General features: G+C 73.3%; 20 protein-coding genes. 10 read left to right on the forward strand and 10 right to left on the reverse strand.

Features of this window, described 5'->3' with window-relative positions:
- Positions 1-83: 83 nt before the first annotated feature.
- Entirely contained in the window at positions 84-1,046 is a 963-nt protein-coding gene (locus ACQPYN_RS24435; RefSeq protein ID WP_433028759.1) for a LysR family transcriptional regulator, read from the reverse strand.
- A gap of 88 nt (positions 1,047-1,134) precedes the next feature.
- On the opposite strand from ACQPYN_RS24435, the gene ACQPYN_RS24440 reads away from it, so the two are divergent.
- The 6 genes from ACQPYN_RS24440 (at position 1,135) to ACQPYN_RS24465 (ending at position 7,508) form a co-directional block, all read left to right on the forward strand.
- Entirely contained in the window at positions 1,135-2,151 is a 1,017-nt protein-coding gene (locus ACQPYN_RS24440; RefSeq protein WP_433028761.1) for a cyclase family protein, read from the forward strand.
- A 9-nt stretch (positions 2,152-2,160) separates the two neighbouring features.
- Entirely contained in the window at positions 2,161-3,306 is a 1,146-nt protein-coding gene (locus ACQPYN_RS24445) for an FAD-dependent monooxygenase (RefSeq protein ID WP_433028763.1), read from the forward strand.
- Positions 3,307-3,317: 11 nt separating this feature from the next.
- Positions 3,318-4,253: a VOC family protein gene (locus tag ACQPYN_RS24450; protein WP_328305648.1), complete on the forward strand. Its 936-nt coding sequence runs from the start codon at positions 3,318-3,320 to the stop codon at positions 4,251-4,253.
- A 16-nt stretch (positions 4,254-4,269) separates the two neighbouring features.
- Positions 4,270-5,247 (forward strand): fumarylacetoacetate hydrolase family protein, encoded by a 978-nt coding sequence (locus ACQPYN_RS24455; RefSeq protein WP_433028766.1) that lies wholly within the window; start codon positions 4,270-4,272, stop codon positions 5,245-5,247.
- Positions 5,248-5,397: 150 nt separating this feature from the next.
- A complete protein-coding gene (locus ACQPYN_RS24460; RefSeq protein ID WP_433028768.1) occupies positions 5,398-6,570 on the forward strand; it encodes an alpha/beta hydrolase family protein in 1,173 nt (390 codons plus the stop codon).
- 89 nt (positions 6,571-6,659) lie between these two features.
- Positions 6,660-7,508: an aldo/keto reductase gene (locus ACQPYN_RS24465; protein ID WP_433028770.1), complete on the forward strand. Its 849-nt coding sequence runs from the start codon at positions 6,660-6,662 to the stop codon at positions 7,506-7,508.
- Here ACQPYN_RS24465 and ACQPYN_RS24470 read toward each other — a convergent pair whose 3' ends face one another.
- Both ACQPYN_RS24470 and ACQPYN_RS24475 read right to left on the reverse strand, forming a co-directional pair.
- A complete protein-coding gene (locus ACQPYN_RS24470; protein WP_433028772.1) occupies positions 7,509-8,708 on the reverse strand; it encodes an MFS transporter in 1,200 nt (399 codons plus the stop codon).
- 42 nt (positions 8,709-8,750) lie between these two features.
- The gene (locus ACQPYN_RS24475) at positions 8,751-8,927 is read right to left on the reverse strand and encodes an RGCVC family protein (RefSeq protein ID WP_433028774.1); all 177 of its coding nucleotides are present in this window, start codon (positions 8,925-8,927) and stop codon (positions 8,751-8,753) included.
- A gap of 180 nt (positions 8,928-9,107) precedes the next feature.
- Here ACQPYN_RS24475 and ACQPYN_RS24480 point away from each other — a divergent pair, with 180 nt between their 5' ends.
- On the forward strand, positions 9,108-9,329 hold the full coding sequence (locus ACQPYN_RS24480) for a hypothetical protein (RefSeq protein ID WP_274198113.1): 222 nt from the start codon (positions 9,108-9,110) through the stop codon (positions 9,327-9,329).
- A 7-nt stretch (positions 9,330-9,336) separates the two neighbouring features.
- Here the strand turns inward: ACQPYN_RS24480 and ACQPYN_RS24485 are convergent, their stop codons facing one another.
- Positions 9,337-10,437 (reverse strand): hypothetical protein, encoded by a 1,101-nt coding sequence (locus ACQPYN_RS24485; protein ID WP_433028777.1) that lies wholly within the window; start codon positions 10,435-10,437, stop codon positions 9,337-9,339.
- Positions 10,438-10,539: 102 nt separating this feature from the next.
- Here ACQPYN_RS24485 and ACQPYN_RS24490 point away from each other — a divergent pair, with 102 nt between their 5' ends.
- On the forward strand, positions 10,540-10,869 hold the full coding sequence (locus ACQPYN_RS24490) for a hypothetical protein (RefSeq protein ID WP_274198111.1): 330 nt from the start codon (positions 10,540-10,542) through the stop codon (positions 10,867-10,869).
- A gap of 21 nt (positions 10,870-10,890) precedes the next feature.
- Here the strand turns inward: ACQPYN_RS24490 and ACQPYN_RS24495 are convergent, their stop codons facing one another.
- A complete protein-coding gene (locus ACQPYN_RS24495; protein WP_433028779.1) occupies positions 10,891-11,358 on the reverse strand; it encodes a hypothetical protein in 468 nt (155 codons plus the stop codon).
- Between the two features lie 113 nt (positions 11,359-11,471).
- Between ACQPYN_RS24495 and ACQPYN_RS24500 the strand changes: the two genes are divergently transcribed.
- A complete protein-coding gene (locus ACQPYN_RS24500; protein WP_433028781.1) occupies positions 11,472-11,624 on the forward strand; it encodes a CsbD family protein in 153 nt (50 codons plus the stop codon).
- A gap of 72 nt (positions 11,625-11,696) precedes the next feature.
- Entirely contained in the window at positions 11,697-12,470 is a 774-nt protein-coding gene (locus tag ACQPYN_RS24505) for a hypothetical protein (protein WP_433028783.1), read from the forward strand.
- Here ACQPYN_RS24505 and ACQPYN_RS24510 read toward each other — a convergent pair.
- From ACQPYN_RS24510 to ACQPYN_RS24530, 5 genes are all read right to left on the reverse strand, one after another.
- Positions 12,436-12,753 carry a winged helix-turn-helix transcriptional regulator gene (locus ACQPYN_RS24510; RefSeq protein ID WP_274198107.1) on the reverse strand — a complete coding sequence of 106 codons (318 nt, stop codon included), beginning with the start codon at positions 12,751-12,753 and terminating at the stop codon, positions 12,436-12,438. The two genes, ACQPYN_RS24505 and ACQPYN_RS24510, sit on opposite strands and share 35 nt — an antisense overlap.
- 1 nt (position 12,754) lies before the next feature.
- Positions 12,755-15,049: an endopeptidase La gene (gene lon, locus ACQPYN_RS24515; protein ID WP_433028785.1), complete on the reverse strand. Its 2,295-nt coding sequence runs from the start codon at positions 15,047-15,049 to the stop codon at positions 12,755-12,757.
- 74 nt (positions 15,050-15,123) lie between these two features.
- Entirely contained in the window at positions 15,124-15,540 is a 417-nt protein-coding gene (locus ACQPYN_RS24520; RefSeq protein WP_433028787.1) for an ester cyclase, read from the reverse strand.
- Between the two features lie 84 nt (positions 15,541-15,624).
- The gene (locus ACQPYN_RS24525) at positions 15,625-15,825 is read right to left on the reverse strand and encodes a helix-turn-helix domain-containing protein (protein WP_274191466.1); all 201 of its coding nucleotides are present in this window, start codon (positions 15,823-15,825) and stop codon (positions 15,625-15,627) included.
- A gap of 189 nt (positions 15,826-16,014) precedes the next feature.
- Entirely contained in the window at positions 16,015-17,181 is a 1,167-nt protein-coding gene (locus ACQPYN_RS24530) for an acyl-CoA dehydrogenase family protein (RefSeq protein WP_433028790.1), read from the reverse strand.
- Between the last annotated feature and the right edge of the window lie 20 nt (positions 17,182-17,201).

The raw sequence follows: 17,201 nt of genomic DNA on the forward strand, positions 1-17,201 counted from the left end.
GTGGCCGTCAGGGTGACGGCGCTCTCAGGGCGCGAGGAAGCCCGAAGAGCTGATGGCGGGTATCGGGGCTGCCGATACGCGCGTCACACCGACTCTCGTCGCAGCCGGTCACGGACGCGGCCGAAGACGGTGCGCAGCCACTGGTGGCCGGTGTCGCGCTCGTAGACCGGGTGCCACCACAGCGCCTCGACCAGCGGCGTCACCGGGAAGGGGCACGCCAGGATCCGGACGTCCGCGGCGGCGGCGAGCCGGGCCGCGAGGCGCTGCTGGACGAGCGCGAAGCGGTCGGTGCCGGCCACGAGGAACGGCAGGGCGAGGAAGCTCTCCGAGACCGCCACGACCCGGGGCTCGATGCCGACCATGTGGAGCTGCTTGACCGCGGGGGTGAACCGGGTGGGCTCGCGGTAGGTGACGGCCATCGGCAGCGTGTGCAGGTGCTCGAGGGTGAACGTGTCCCCCACGACCTCGTTCCCGGCGCCGACCATGCAGACCCACTGGTCGTCGTAGAGGTCCTGGTGGGGCAGGTCGGTGAGGTAGCCGTGCGGCAGCAGCAGGCCGTCGACCGCGCGGAGGCTCTCGGGTGCGGCGTCGACGGTCTCGGTGCGCATCTGCTGGAACCGGAGGCACACCGACGGAGCCTCCGCGGCGAGCAGCTCGCTCAGGGGCCCGCCCAGCACCGTGGCCGCGTAGTCGGAGACGACGACGGTGAACTCGCGGTCGGAGACGGCCGGGTCGAACTCGGGCTGACCGGCGAAGACCCGCTCGAGGACGCCCACGGCGCCGGTGACGCGCTCGACGAGGTCGGTCGCCAGCGGCGTGAGCTCGTAGCTGTTGCCGACGCGGGTCAGGAGCTCGTCGTCGAAGTGGCGCCGCAGCCGCGACAGGGCCGTGCTCAGGGTGGGCTGGCTCAGCCCGAGCCCGGCCGCCGCCCGGGTGACCGACCGCTCGCGGAGCAGCGCGTCGAGGGAGACGAGCAGGTTCAGGTCGAGGTTCTGCAGCGCGACGCTGCGCCGCGCCCTCACCGCTCGCCCATCGGAAATCGCCATACCCCGCATCGCCAGGTTCGTGTTCCCCGATAGTGCTCGGCTGCCGCACGGTGAGGCAACACACACGAGTCCTCGGGAGGGACCAGCAGTGCCGACCGATCCGACCGGCGGCGACACCCGCGCCATCCTCGCGGCGGGCCTCGACCCGGCGAAACCCGAGGACGCCATCGCCGCCACCGTCGCCCGCGTCTCGAACTGGGGCCGCTGGGGTGCCGACGACGTCCTGGGCACCCTGAACCTGCTCGACGACGCCAAGCGCGTGGAGGGCGCCCGGCTCGTCCGGCGGGGCGCGGCGTTCTCGCTGTCGCAGCCGTTCGACATGGACGGGCCGCAGCGTGGGTGGCGGCGGCGCACCAACCCCGTGCACACGATGCTCGACACCGGCCGCGAGGCCCTCGACGGCGAGTTCCCGCACGGGCTCGGCGGCGCCGACGACGTCATCGCCATGCCGCTGCAGTGCTCGACCCAGTGGGACGGGCTCGGGCACATCTTCGACCACGGCCACGCCTGGAACGGTCGCGCCGCCGCGGACGTCGTCACCAGCGCGGGCGATCGCGTCACCGGCATCGAGACCGCCGCCGACCGCCTCGCCGGGCGCGCGGTGCTGCTCGACGTCGGCCGCGCCCTCGGCCCCACCACGGGCGCGGGCGCCGGCGAGCTGCCCGACGGCTTCGCGATCACCACCGAGCACCTCGAGCGGACCATCGCCGCCCAGGGCGTCACGGTCGGGCGCGGCGACATCGTCTGCGTACGCACCGGCCAGTACGCGCGCACCCGCCGCGAGGGCTGGGGCACCTACGCCGGCGGCCCCGCACCGGGCCTGTCGTTCACCACCGCCGACTGGCTGCACGACACCGAGATCGCCGCGATCGCCACCGACACCTGGGGCTTCGAGGTCCGGCCCAACGAGTTCGACGTCGCCTTCCAGCCCCTGCACCAGATCGCGATCCCGCACCTCGGGCTGTTCATCGGCGAGATGTGGGACCTCGAGGCGCTGGCCGCGGACTGCGCTGCCGATCGCGTCTACGACTTCTGGCTCACCGCCGCACCCCTGCGCATCACCGGAGCCGTCGGCTCCCCCCTCAACCCGCTCGCCGTCAAGTAGGAGGACCTCATGGCTGCGGTCCGATCCGTGCTCGTGGTCGGCGGCGGTGCCGCCGGCTGCGCCACGGCCATCCAGCTCGCTCGCGCCGGCGTCGCCGTCGACCTCGTCGAGGTCAAGAACGACGTCACGGCGGTGGGCTCGGGCATCACGCTGCAGGGCAATGCGCTGCGCGTGTTGCGCGATCTGGGCGTGTACGACCACGTCGCCGCGGTCGGGTACGGCTTCGACACCCTCGGATTGCGCGCGCCCGACGGCACGGTGCTCGTCGAGATGCCGGACGCGAAGACCGGCGGGCCGGATCTCCCCGCCACCGTCGGCGCCCGGCGCGCGGACCTGGCGCGCGTGCTCGTCGCCCGTGCCCAGGAGGTCGGCGCGAAGCTGCGCTTCGGCACCACCGTCGAGACCCTCGCCCAGGACGACGACGGCGTCGACGTCGCGTTCTCCGACGGCAGCACCGGGCGCTACGACCTGGTCGTCGGCGCCGACGGCGTCCGGTCGCACGTGCGGTCGCTGATCGGGATCGAGGTGGACGTCGCCCCGCTCGGGATGGGCATCTGGCGGGTGTTCACGCCCCGTCCCGCCGGCCTCGAGCGGACCGACCTCTACTACCACGGCGCCTGCTACATCGCGGGGTACTGCCCGACGGGCGAGGACAGCATCTACGCCTACCTCGTCGAGGACGCGCAGGACCGGTCCGGGCTCTCGCCCGAGGAGCAGCTCGAGGTGATGCGCGAGCTCGCCGCGCAGTACCACGGCCCGTGGGACGACATCCGGGCTCTGATGACCGACGCCACCCGCGTCAACTACACCTGGTTCGCGTGGCACGTCCTCGACGGACCGTGGCACCGCGGGCGCGTCGTGCTGATCGGCGACGCCGCGCACTCCTGCCCGCCCACCCTCGCCCAGGGCGCCGCCCAGGCCCTCGAGGACGCCGCCGTGCTCGCCGAGGTGCTGCTGGACGCCGACCGCCTCGACGGCGCCGTGCTCGACGCCTTCACCGACCGCCGTCTCCCCCGCGCCCGCACCGTCGTCGAGAACTCCGTGCAGCTGTCGCGGTGGCTGCTCGACCACGTCCCTCCCCCTGAGAAGGGCGGGGCTGCCGACGTCCCCGGCCTCATGGGCCGCACCGCCGCGCTGCTCTCGCAGCGCCCCTGAGAGGAAGCACGATGGACCGCCTCATCACCCACCTCCGGCACGTCGATCTCGGTGTGCCCGACTTCGACCGCCAGCTCGCCTTCTACACCGACCTGTGGAAGCTCTCCCCGGAGACCACCGACACCGGCATCGCGTTCCTCGCCGCCGAGGGCTCGCCGGAGCAGTACCAGGTGCGCCTGCGCGCCGACGCCGAGAAGCGCGTCGACCTCATCGCGTTCGGCGCCGAGTCGGCCGCCGACGTCGACGCCCTGGCCGAGAAGCTCGGACGCGAGGGCGTCACCCTCGTCAGCACCCCCGACAAGCTCCAGACCCCGGGCGGCGGCTACGGGTTCCGGTTCTTCGACCTCGAGGGCCGCACCGTCGAGGTGTCCTCGGACGTCGCGGTCCGGCAGCACCGCCGGGTCGAGGAGGGCGAGTCGGTGCCGGTGAAGCTCTCCCACGTCGTCATCAACTCGCCGCAGCCCGAGGCGCTCGTGGCCTGGTACGACCGCCACCTCGACTTCAAGCTCTCCGACACCCTCTACTCGCCGCACATGGGCGAGATGATGTGGTTCCTGCGCTGCAACCCCCAGCACCACTCGCTCGCGATCGCGCGCTGCCCGCACGTCTCGCTGCACCACGCGTCGTTCGAGCTGCGCGGCATCGACGAGTACATGCGCGGCACCGGCCGGCTGCTGCGCGCCGGGGTCGAGAAGGTGTGGGGTCCCGGGCGCCACATGGCCGGGAACAACACGTTCTCCTACTTCCTCGACCCCCAGGGCAACACCGTCGAGTACACGACGGAGCTGGAGAACCTCGACGAGGACACCTGGCACCCGAGCCTGCACGACTTCACCGACCCGATGGTCTCCGACCAGTGGGGCACCGCGAACCCGATGAGCGAGTTCGTCGCGAAGAAGTCGTTCAACGACCCCGACCGCGGCGTCTTCGTCGCGCCCCCGGTCTGATGATGGCCAGGAACTCATGAGAATCGCTTCGGTGCGCCACGACGGCGTCGTGCGCGTGGGCGTCGTCGAGGGCGACGGGGTGCACCTGCTCGGCCGCCCCGTCACCGTGCTCGACCTGCTGCGCTCCGGCGACCTGACGGCGGCCGGAAGGGACGCGCTGCGCTCCCGCCCGGTCGCGCTCGCCGACGTGCGCCTCCTGGCGCCGCTCGAGCCGCCGACGGTGCGCGACTTCGTCGCGTTCGAGGAGCACGTCGAGGGCGTCCGGAAGTCGATCGACGGCGTGGGCGGCGTCGTGCCCGAGTGGTACGAGGCGCCGACGTTCTACTTCACCAACCCCTACGCGGTGATCGGGCCGCACGACGACGTCCCGGTCCCGCCGGGGAGCTCGGTGCTCGACTTCGAGCTCGAGGTGGCCGCGGTGATCGGCCGCGAGGGCCGCCACCTCGCCCCGGAGCGGGCGCGTGAGCACATCGCGGGCTACACGATCTTCAACGACTGGTCGGCGCGCGACCTCCAGGCCCGCGAGATGAAGGTCAGCCTGGGCCCGGCCAAGGGCAAGGACACCGCGACGACGCTCGGCCCCTGGCTGGTCACGGCCGACGAGCTCGAGCCGTACCGCGACGCCGACGGCTTCCTCGCCCTCGCCATGACCGCCGAGGTCAACGGCCGCGTCGTCGGCCGCGACCTGCTCTCGAACATGGGCTGGCCGTTCGAGGACCTGATCGCCTACGCGTCCCGCGGCACCCTCGTGCGCCCCGGCGACGTCCTGGGCTCGGGCACCTGCGGCAACGGCGGATGCCTCGCCGAGCTCTGGGGCCGCGGCACCTCGCGCGAGGAGCTCCCGCCCCTGCGCCCCGGCGACGTCGTCACCCTGACCGTCGAGGGCCTGGGCACGATCGCCAACCGCGTCGTCCCGGGCGTCGAGCCGATCCCGGTCCCCGCCGCCCGCCCGCGACCCCGCACGCGCCCGTCCACTGCGCCGGTCGGGTCATGACGAGTGTCAGCGGCGTGGCGTCGCAGACGTTGAGTGTCCATCGAGACGAGCACGCCGATAGGGCTACGCAGACGACGGCCACCGCTCACGGCGGCGTCACGTCGATCTCCGACGGGCAGCGCTGACCCCGAATCCCGAGAGGACCCCGAAGTGTTCGAGTACTTCCCCGGCAACTACGTCTGGAACCTGGGCGTCGTCGCCACCCTCAACAGCGGCGGGCTCATCGACGAGGTCGACCGCGCGTGCCGCCCCATCAAGGAGGCCGCGGCCCAGGGCGAGGACGCCGGTACGCCGGACTTCCTGCGCGCCTGGACCGCGCTGACCGACCAGCTCGTCGGCCAGGCCGAGGAGGCCGAGAAGGCCGGGCACACCCGCACGGCCGGGCAGCTCTACTCCCGCGCCACCAACTACCTGTGCCAGGCCGAGCGCATGCTCGCCCACTCCGACGAGAACCGGGTCCCCACCTACCGCCGCGTGCTCGAGCTGGCGCAGAAGGCCTTCGACCTGCAGGACACGCGCATCACCCGCGTCGCGATCCCCTACCAGGGCACCACGCTGCCGGCCTACTTCAGCGCGGCCCCGGCGACCGACGCGGGCCCCGCGCCGGTGATCATCCTGGTGAACGGGCTCGACTCGGCCAAGGAGCACATGTACAGCTCCGGGCACTGGGCCGAGCTCGCCGCCCGTGGCATCTCCTGCCTGATGCTCGACCAGCCCGGCACCGGCGAGGCGCTGCGCCTGCAGGGCCTGACCGCGCGGATCGACACCGAGGTCTGGGCCGGCGCGGCCGTCGACTTCCTCGAGGCCCGCGACGACGTCGACGCCGACCGGATCGGGATCGTCGGCTGGTCGCTCGGCGGCTACTTCGCCCCGCGCGCCGCCGCGTTCGAGAAGCGCCTCGCCCTCTGCGTCGCCTGGGGCGCCAACCACAACTGGGGCGCAGTGCAGCGCCGGCGCCTCGAGCGCGAGGGCGAGCGGCCGGTGCCGCACTACTGGGAGCACGTGCTCTGGGTGTGGGGACACGACGACCTCGCGACGTTCATCGAGTTCGCCGACGGCGTGCACCTCGACGGCGTCGTCGAGCACATCACCGTCCCGTTCCTCATCGCCCACGGCGAGAACGACCGGCAGATCCCGCTCGACTACGCCCACCGCTCCTACGAGCAGGCGGTGAACAGCCCCCGGCGCGAGCTGCGCGTGTTCACCCCCGAGGAGGGCGCGACCGAGCACATCGGGCTCGACCACCTGCCGCACGTGAGCACCTTCGTGGCCGACTGGGTGGCCGACGTCTTCGCCGAGCTCCCGACGCGGGCGCGGTCGTGAACACCGGCCACCCGATCTCGGTGCTGACGTCGTGTCGGGGTCGTCACGACGCGGAAGGTGCCCCACCCCCCGGGGCGTTGACCACGACCATGGCCCCGACACTCCTCGCGCCGGACACCACCGTCGTCCTGAACAACGGCCTGCGCATGCCCCAGCTCGGCTTCGGGGTCTCGGAGGCCCGCGACGCCGAGGCGTCGGTCTCCGAGGCCCTCGAGCAGGGCTACCGCAGCATCGACACCGCCGCGGTCTACGGGAACGAGGAGGGCGTCGGCCGCGCGATCGCCGCGTCGGGCATCCCGCGCGACGAGCTGTTCGTCACCACCAAGGTGTGGCGCGGCCACGAGGGGTGCGCGCACGCCCGGGACTGCGCCGCCGGCAGCCTGGAGCGGCTCGGCCTGGACTTCGTCGACCTCCACCTCGTGCACTGGCCGGCGGACGTGCTCGCCGAGTCCGTGCAGACCTGGGACGGGATGGAGCAGCTGCTCGCCGAGGGCCGCACCCGGGGGATCGGCGTCTCCAACTTCCGCCCGGGCCACCTGCGGCGCCTGCTCGACCTCGGCGGCACCGTGCCCGCCGTCAACCAGATCGAGCTGCACCCGCACCTGCAGCAGCACGAGCTGCGCGCCCTGCACGCCGCGCTGGGCATCACCACCGAGGCGTGGAGCCCGCTCGGGCGCGGCACCGTCCTCGACGAGCCGACCCTCGTGGCCGTCGCCGAGCGGCTCGGTCGCACACCCGCCCAGGTCGTGCTGCGCTGGCACCTGCAGCAGGGCACGGTCGTGATCCCCAAGTCCGACAGCCCCGAGCGCATCGCGGGGAACCACGCCCTCTTCGACTTCGCGCTCACCGACGAGGACATGCTGGCGATCGCCGACCTGCACGTCGCCGACGGCGCCGGGCGCATCGGGCCGGTCCCCGACGAGCCGACCGGGGTCTGATCAGGCCGCGGGCCGGGCCCGGCCGACGAGCGACGGGAAGCTGCGCGCCGCCACCGCGGCGGAGGTCAGGACGACCACCGCCGAGACGGCGAACCCGAGGGCGATCGGCACGGCCCCCGCTCCGCCCTCCGCCGTCACGGGCCACGTCGACGCCAGCGCGCCGACCGCACCGACTCCGGCGACGCCACCGACCTGACGGACCGTGGACACCAGGCCCGAGGCCTGCCCGCGCCGGTCGACGGGCGCGGCGGAGAGCGCGGTGTTCGTCATCGGCCCGAGCAGCAGGCCGATCCCGAGCCCCGCGGGCACCAGCGCCACGCACACGACGACGACCTGGCCGAGCACGATCCCCGCACCGGCGCCGACGAGACCGGCGGCCAGGGCCAGCGTCCCGGAGACGCCGAGCACGCGGGGACCGACGCGCGGTCCGTTCCGCCCCGCCCACCGCGTCGCCACCAGCAGCGGCACCACCAGCGGGAGCACGGCGGCGCCCGCGGCCGCCGGGGGCAGCGACAGCGTCTCCTGCAGGGCGGCGGCGCCGTAGACCGTCGCGACCGTCATGCCGAACCCGAGCGCGAACAGCACCACCGACGCGCCCCCGAACGCGGGGCGGCGGAAGAGCCCGAGGTCCAGCAGGGCGCGTCCCGGGTGACGCGGCGTCACGGGACGCGCGCGGGCGAGCAGGACCAGCCCCGCGATGCCGACCGGCACGTTGACGAGGAACCCCCAGCGCCACCCCACGAACTCCGCGCACAGCCCGCCGACGAGCGGGCCGACCGTCGCGAAGCCCTGACCGACCCCTGTGTAGACGGCGAGCGCCCCGGCCCGCCGATCGTCGGGGTAGACCTCCGCGAGCACCGCGAGCCCCGCCGGCATCAACAGGGCCGCCGCGGCGCCGGCGACCCCCCGCCAGGCGAGGATCTCCGGGCCCGATCCCGAGAACCCGATCCCGGCCGAAGCGACCGTGAAGGCGGCCATGCCGATCGAGAACGCCCGGGCGGCGCCGAGCGCGTCGCAGAGCCGACCGCCCAGGGGCAGCAGGACGGCCAGCACGGCGAGGTAGATCCCGACGATCCAGGCCTGCGTCGCCGGCCCGACGTCCAGATCGGCGCGGATGCTCGGCAGCAGGACCCCGACGATGCTGGAGTCCAGCACGAGCATCACCATCGCCGACGTCGTGGCGATCAGCGTGGCGCGCACTCCGGGATCATCCCCGCCGGGATCCCACCGGAGGTCCGCCGGTCAGCGGCAGATGCAGCCCCGGTCCCAGCCGTGGTCCTGGGTGGCCGCGCAGAACCGGCGGCCGAGCGCGTCGTGCCCCGACCACGTGTGCGGGCAGGCGGAGCAGGAGGGTCCGCTCGTCTCGTCCAGGACCTGGTCGGTGGGATCCTCGATGACCGAGGCCTCGTGAGTGCCCATGGCGTGCCCTTCTCGAGCGGCTGGAGTGGCTCCGGACGCGAGAGGGACAGCCCGGCGGAGCAGGTACCGGACCTCGCCGACGCTACGCCGTGTCGTGGGATTCGCGTAGGCTGAGGTCACCTGCGGAGTTGGCCCCGGCACCCGGCGAGCCCCGTTCCCCTCCTGGTGGTCGGAGCTCCCATGGCGTCAGTCGGTCCGAACGTCGACGGTGATGTCCCTCCCGAGCGCATCCTCAAGAGCCACGAGGCCGAGGTCGCCGCGCACCACCTGGCCCGCCGCCGCGCCGTGCCGGTGATCGCCGGACGTGCCATCGACGCCGACGACTGCCGCGAGCTGCTCCACATGCTCGGGCTCGCCGACGTGGCGGGTCTGCCGTCGATCGACATCCCGCCGCGCCGCTGACTCCCGGTCAGTCCAGGAAGCGCGCCCGGTAGCGCGTGGCGACGACCAGCAGGGCCAGCTCGGCCACGACGGCGACCACCACGAGCTCGGCGTCGAGGTAGCCCAGCGCGACGTTGACGCCGGCGAGCGCCACGACGAGCCCGATCCGGCAGAGCCGGACGCCCGCCCGATCGCGCCCGATCACCAGAGCCACCGCCGCGACCAGCAGCAGGACGCCGACGACCGCCTCGCCCGCCGAGGCGACGACGAGCATCGGCGGTCGCGTGCCCGGCGGCACCACCTGGTCGTCGAGGACGATCTGCGTGTCCGGGTCGCTGCTCCACAGCGCGATGAGCACGACGAGGCCGACCAGCGAGAGCAGGCCGAGCAGCGCCGAGCCCGCGGCGAGCAGGATCCGGTGCAGCCAGCGCGGGACGAGCGCCGCCTCGGCCCGGGCGAGGCCCGCGATCCCGGCGCGGGACCGGCTCGGCGCCTCCTCGAGCGGGGCGGCCTCGACGACCGGGCGCAGCGCCGCGGCGTAGGCGACGAGGTCGGGACGTGACGTGTCGGCCTCCAGCGCCGCGAGGTCGCGGAGCAGCGCGGCACGGTCGTGCGGGCGCAGGGCGCCGTCGGCGAGGTCCTTCGACCGGACGGCCACCGAGTAGGCGAGCGCCCGGGGCCGGTCGAGGCGGGCGTGGCGCGTCACCGTCGCCAGCCCGAGCACCCCCAGGAAGACGACGTAGATGATCGGGGCCGCCAGCGGCGTGAAGTAGTCGTTCCGGCGGGTGATGAACTTCCCGACCTCGTCGACGAAGAGCCCGGAGCCGACGCCGACGAGGACCGCGGTGGCCGTCGGCACCCAGCGGTTGCTCCACATCAGGGCGGCGAGGCCGCCGAGCAGCAGGAGCAGCCCGCCCCAGAGGGCGTGGGCGAGGTGATAGGTCGCCCCGCCGATCTGGGGATAGCCGGTGAGTGCCAGGTAGAGGCGGGTGACCACCACGGTGACCCCGAAGGCGACGGCCACCAGCCGGACGTTGCGGGCGGCGTCCTCCCGCGGCACGGGACCGCGCAGCCGGCGACGCGCGGGAGCCTCGTCACCGGTCGACGCCGCCACCGCGGTCGTGGTCATGGAGCCCGACCGTAGTGACTCCGGGCGCACCGCGGGGGACGCCCGGCGCGCCGCCCGCCGGGGCGATTGCGAGCGCTCCACCGGGCAGGGGACCCTGTACGTGTGGGCGAACACCCGACGCACCTGGCACTCGACGACCTCGGCGTGGCCCGGGACCTCCCCCGGCCCGGCGGCAAGGACCAGATCCAAGGCGTCCCCTACCGACCGATCCAGTTCCTCGACGACGACCTCCCGACCGCCCTCGAGCGCTCGGCGACCTGGTTGAGGGAGGCCGAGCAGTGGCTCGGTGAGCCCCTCGACGTCATCGCCGTGCACCTCGACTACGACGACGCCAAGGGCTCGCCGTACTACGACCTGAAGCTCCTCTGCAACGAGGAGGATCTGGCGGGCGTGCCGATCGCGATGCGCAAGCGCGACAACCACACGGGGTAGGCACACGGGGTAGGCCCCCGGTCAGCGGCTCCGGAGCCCGGACGCCTCCACCTGGCCGACGAAGTAGCGCACCGACTCGGGACGGGCGGTGACGCTGAAGTCCAGGTGGTCGGCCGCCTCCCGCCCGGGGAGGGCACGCACGCCCGGGGCCAGCTCGTCGAACTCGACGCGCAGGGTGCCGGCGCCGACCGTGGCGACCTCGCGCAGCGCGGCGATCGGGAACTCCATCCGTCCGGAGTGCTCGCCGTCGAACGTCACCGCCATCGGTGTCACGCACAGCAGGCCGCGGTCGGTGGTGTGGGGCTCGGTGATGACGGCGCTGAGGACGGCGCGGACCGAGGTCGTCTCCGGCACGGCGGCGAGAGCCTCCGCGAGGTGACGCTTCGACCGCAGGCGCCCGGCGTCCTTGGCGTGCATGCCGTTCAGCGCCCGGCGCACGTCCTCCCGCTCGGGCAGCGGCACGGGCGGGGTGCGGGAGAAGAGACCCATGGCGTGGACCCTAGGGACCAACGTCGGGATTCTGAACGGAGTCTTCCACGGAGCGTCCGGCCCAACTTCGGTAGTGGCCGTCTGAACCCTCCTGATCAGGGAATGTCGATCACATGAGTGCCGACGACACGGTCAAGAACCGCTCGAAGCAGGTCAAGGGCAAGGCCAAGGAGGTCACGGGCAAGGCCACCGGCAACAAGAAGCTCGAGCGGAGCGGCCAGAAGGACATGGTCGTCGGCGAGGTCAAGGAGCGCGGCAACCTCTGACCGGCGCCCGCTGATCAGCACCCTCTGATCGCCGCCTGACGGCGACCCACCCTCGCCCCCATGATGGGGGGCGTGGCCACGCGGACGCAGGACACCGAGGTGATCCTCCGCCTGCCGTGCCTCGGTCCCGAGCCGATGCCGCTGGCGCAGGCGACGTCCGCGGTCGTGGGGTACGCCCGCGCCCGGCGATGGCTGCGCTTCCGATCGCCCGGCACCCCGGAGGGCCGGTGGGTGGAGGTGCCGGCGTTCGGCTGGGCGCGGTTCGACGCCCGCCCCGCCGGCGGGGGGCTCGACGCCGACATCCTGCTGGCCGAGGGCCTGCACGGGCGCCTCGACCACGCCGCCTGGCACGCCGTGCACGACACCCTCGCGGGGATCGGCGGGCTGGTCGACGCCCTGGTCGCACAGGCCGGCGGACAGACGTTCTGGGAGCTCTCCGACGAGGAGCTCTCGGTGCTCGGCGAGCCCGGCACCGTCGGGGCGTACCTGCGCCGGATCGGGCAGGACTCGGGCGCGTACTCCGGCCACGTCCTCGCCGCCCTGCACCACCGGCACCCCGAGCTCGTCCCGCACCTGACCCGGACCACCCGCCGCGCACTGCTCCCCCATCTCGAGGAGGGCGACAGCGGCGTCGAGGCCGTGGTGCGACGGGACCTGCGGGCCAACGCGGACGCGTTCGCCGCGCTGGAGGACGCCGTGGCGGCGGCGACGGGCGACGCCCGTCCGACCCGCCTGCGCCTGCACGACGTGCTGCTCTGGCTGTCGACGACGCTGCGCCTCGCGCACGCCGTCGCGGCCGGGGACCGCCTGCTCAGCGCGGCCGGCGATCCCGACTGCAGGTCGTGAGCGCCTCCAACAACGGAGCGAGGCGACGACCCTCGGCGGAGAGCGCGTACTCGGTGCGCGGTGGACGCGCGTCGAGCACACGCCGTTCGAGCAGCCCCGCCGCCTCGAGATCGGCCAGGCGCGCCGCGAGCGTCGCGGGCGGCACCTGGCCGAGGGCCTGCTCGAACTCCGAGAACCGGACCGCACCGAGGTGCGCGGCATAGAGCACCGAGAGCGACCAGCGTCGCTCCAGCAGTGCCGTCAGCGCACGCACCTCGGGCGGTACCGGCTCCCGTGAGCACATGTCAGGCGGCCACCTCGAGGCTCTGCGGCACGGGCTCCAGGGCCACGTCGAGGACCTCATTGATCGTCATCGACGGGTGGAACTCCAGCTGCGCGGCCACGTCGGCGGGGACGTCGTCGAGGTCGGCACGGTTGCGCTCGGGGACGACGATCTGCGTCAGGCCCGCCGCGTGCGCGGCCAGCACCTTCTGCTTCACCCCGCCGATCGGCAGGACACGGCCCTGCAGCGTGAGCTCACCGGTCATCGCGACCGTGTGCCGCACCGGGCGCCCGGTCAGCAGCGACACCAGGGCCGTGGCCATGGTGACACCGGCCGACGGCCCGTCCTTCGGGGTCGCGCCCGCGGGGACGTGCACGTGGAACGACCGTCCCGAGAACGCGTCCTCGGCGATGCCCAGCTCCGCGGCGTGCGAGCGCACCCACGACAGGGCGATCCTGGCCGACTCCTTCATGACGTCGCCGAGCTGCCCGGTGAGGATCAGGCCCTCGTCGCCCGCCATCCCGGCGGCCTCGATGAAGAGGACGTCACCCCCTGCGCCGGTCACGGCCATACCGGTCGCGACGCCGGGGACCGCGGTCCGCTCGACGGCCTCGGTGAAGACCTTCTGGCGGCCGAGGTGCCTGCGCACCACCTCGGTGTCGACGACGACCTTGTCCGACCCCGACGCCACCTCGGTGGCGATCTTGCGGGTCAGCTTGCCGAGCGCGCGGTCGAGCTGCCGGACACCGGACTCGCGGGTGTACTCCGACACCACGAGCCGCAGCGCGGACTCGTCGGCGCTCACGTCGTCGACCGTGAGGCCGGCGCTCGTGATCTGCCGCGGGAGCAGGTGGTCCCGGGCGATGGCGACCTTCTCCTCGACGGTGTAGCCGTCGAAGGAGATGACCTCCATGCGGTCGAGCAGCGGACCCGGGATGGTGTCCAGCTGGTTGGCCGTCGCCAGGAACACGACCTGCGAGAGGTCGATCTCGACGTCGAGGTAGTGGTCGCGGAACGCGTGGTTCTGCGCCGGGTCGAGCACCTCGAGCAGCGCGGCGGACGGGTCGCCGCGCCAGTCGGCGCCGACCTTGTCCACCTCGTCGAGCAGGATCACCGGGTTCATCGTGCCCGCGTCGCGCAGGGCCCGCACCAGGCGTCCCGGCAGGGCGCCGACGTAGGTGCGGCGGTGACCACGGATCTCGGCCTCGTCGCGGACGCCGCCGAGCGACATCCGGACGAACTCGCGGTTCATCGCCCGAGCGACGGACTCGCCGATCGAGGTCTTGCCGGTGCCCGGAGGCCCGACCAGGGTCAGGATCGTCCCGGCCTTCTTGTCGCCCTCGACGCCGCGGTCGCGGCGCAGCTTGCGGACGGCCAGGTACTCGACGATGCGGTCCTTGACGTCCTCGAGGCCGGTGTGGTCGGCGTCGAGCACGATGCGGGCTGCAGCCGGGTCGAGCTGCTCCTCGGAGACCTTCGACCACGGCAGGGCCAGCAGCCAGTCGAGGTAGGTCCGGATCATCGAGGACTCGCCGGACTGCTCGCCGCTGCGCTCGAGGCGGGCCAGCTCGCGCTCGGCCTGCTCGCGCACGTGGTCGGGCATGCCGGCCTCGGCGATCTTCGCGCGGTAGTCGTCGCCGCCGCCGCCCTCGTCGCCCTCGCCCAGCTCCTTGCGGATGGACTCGAGCTGGCGACGCAGCACGTACTCGCGCTGTTGCTTCGCCGCGCCGGACTCGACGTCCTCGCGCAGCGTCTTGCGCACCTGCAGCTCGGCGAGCCGCTCGCGCTGCAGGCGCAGGGCCAGCTCCAGGCGCTCACGCACGTCGAGCGTCTCGAGCAGGGACACCTTCTCGTCGTAGGGGGTCTCGGGCGCCCAGCCGGCGGTGTCCGCCAGCGCGCCCGGCTCGTCGATGCCGCGCAGGAACGTCGACACGCGGCCGTCGTCGCCGCGCAGCTCGAGGATCTCCTCGACCACCACGCGGTAGGTGCTCTCCAGCTCGCGAATCCGTCCGTCGCGATCCGTGCTGTCCTGGTGCGGCGTCACGTCGACGCGCAGGTGGCCTGCCTCGTCGGTGTTGCCCGTCCCGGCCCGGCCGCGGTGCACTCCGGTGAGCTGCACAGCGGTGACGCCGTTCGGGAGTCGGGTGCGGCCCGTGACGTCGGCGACCGTGCCCACCGTGGCGAAGCGACCCTCGTGGCGCGGGACGAGCAGGACCTGCTCGCCCTCCTCGGCACCGACCTCGGCGGCCGGGACCACGACGGTCATGCCCGGGAAGATCACGTTGTCGTCGACGGGGACCAGCAGCAGCTCGGTCATTCTCGTCACCCCATCACTCGTACTGATAGCAGCTACAAGTGTTGAAGTGGCTACGGTATTCCGTGCTGGTGCCCTCAGCCGAGCGCCGGGACGACACCCGCCTTCTGCAACCACCCGAGCCAGTCGCCGTGGTGCCAGATCTCGACCGGCATGCCGTCCCGCCAGGCGACGATGTGGCAGCCGGTGGCCTCCGTCGCCGCACCCGTGGGCGCCCCCGGCAGGAGGCCCGAGTCGCCGGTGAGCGTCCCGCGGCACGACCAGCGGTGGGCGCTGCGGTCGTCGGTGTCGAACGCGTCCTGGACCGTCAGCGAGAAGTCCGGGAAGGCGTCGTGGAAGGCCGACATGAACTGCTTCAGGCCGGCCCGGTCCATGTCGGGGAACGGGGCCAGGTGGTACACGACGTCGGCGGGCAGCAGCTCGTCGACGACGTCCACGTCGCCCGTCTCCCACACCTCGCCGAAGCGTTCGAACGTCGTGGCCGTGTCCGTCATGTCGCCCCCCCCTGCCCGGTCACCTGGACCGAGCAGCGTCCCACCGGCGCGGGACCGTCAGCGATACGCAGACCTACGTAGGGGTCAGGTGGTGCGGGGGCGGCTGCCGCCGCGGGGGCGCATGGTGACGCCGGCGTCCATGAGGAGCCGCCGGACGTGGCCGAAGCTACGGCCCGTGTCCTGCGCGAGGCGCATGAGGCTCTCGCCGGCGGCGTAGCGCTCGACCAGGTACCTCGAGAGCACCGCCCGCTCCGACCCGCGGAGCTGCTCACCCGTGTCCGGCACCCAGGTCCCCTTTCGTCGACTGCCGTGACCATAGGCAGGTTCAGGGACCTTCTCCGTGAACTGTCCGGGATTGAGACAGGCCACGTCTCAGCCCCTCGCGGCGGGGGAGGTCCCTGGCAGCGAACGCCCTATCGGCGTGCTCCCCCTGATTTCGCTGCGCTTCTAGGCGCGCAAAGTCCCCGTCGATCATCAGTAGGAGCGCTCCAGCCCGAGCACCGACTGCGCCAGGTAGTTCAGCGCCATCGCCTGGGGCAGCGGCGCGAGGCGCTGCAGGCGCGCCTCGCGGAAGTAGCGCTCGACGTGGAACTCCTGCGCGTACCCGAAGCCGCCGTGGGTCTGCACCGCGGTGTCGGCGGCGAAGAAGCCCGCCTCCGCCGCGACGAACTTCGCGGTGTTCGCCGCCTCCCCCGCGGGCTCCCCGCGGTCGACGGTCCACGCCGCCTCCCGCACCACGAGCCCGGCGGCGTGCAGGCGGGCGTGGGCCTCGGCCAGCGGGTGCGCGACCGCCTGGTTGGCGCCGATGCTGCGTCCGAACACCCGGCGTTCCTGCGCGTAGGCCACCGCGCGCCGCAGCGCCGCCCGGCCGGTGCCCAGCGCCTCCGCGGCGATGAGCACGCGCTCGGCGTTGAGGCCGTCGAGCAGGTAGCGGAACCCGCGGCCCTCCTCCCCGACCAGGTCGTCGGCCGACACCTCGAGCCCGTCGTAGGAGACCTCGCAGGACGCGACGGCGTTGCGCCCCATCTTCGGGATCGGCGTGATCGTCACCGCGGGGTCCTGCAGGTCCGCCAGCAGCAGGCTCAGGCCCTCGGTGCGTGTCGCGCAGTCCGCGGCCGGCGTGGTGCGCACCAGCAGCAGGACCTTCTCCGACTCCAGCGCCTTCGAGGTCCACACCTTGCGGCCGGTCACCCGGTAGAGGCCCCCGTCGCGGACGGCCCTCGTGGTGATGGCCGTGGTGTCGAGGCCGGCGTCGGGCTCGGTGACGCCGAACGCGACGTGGAGGTCGCCGGTCGCGATGCGCGGCAGGTAGCGGCGGCGCATCGCCTCGCTGCCGTGCCGCACCACCGGGTGCATGCCGAAGATCGACATGTGGATCGCGCTCGCGCCGTTCATGCAGGCCCCGGACGCGGCGACCTCCTCCAGCACGATCGACGCGGCCTCGATGCCCTGGCCCCCGCCGCCGTAGGACTCGGGGACGGCGATCCCGACCCACCCGCCGGCCGCCATCGCGTCGTAGAAGGCCCACGGGAAGGTGTGCGTGCTCTCGCACCCCGCCCAGTAGTCGTCCTCGAAGCGGGCACAGACGTCGCGAACGGCCTCCCGGATGAGCCGGTGGTCCTCGGATTCGCTGAAGTCCATGCCGGATGCGTACCAGCGGT

Source organism: Actinomycetospora sp. CA-053990, from assembly GCF_050948445.1.
GTDB lineage: Bacteria > Actinomycetota > Actinomycetes > Mycobacteriales > Pseudonocardiaceae > Actinomycetospora > Actinomycetospora callitridis.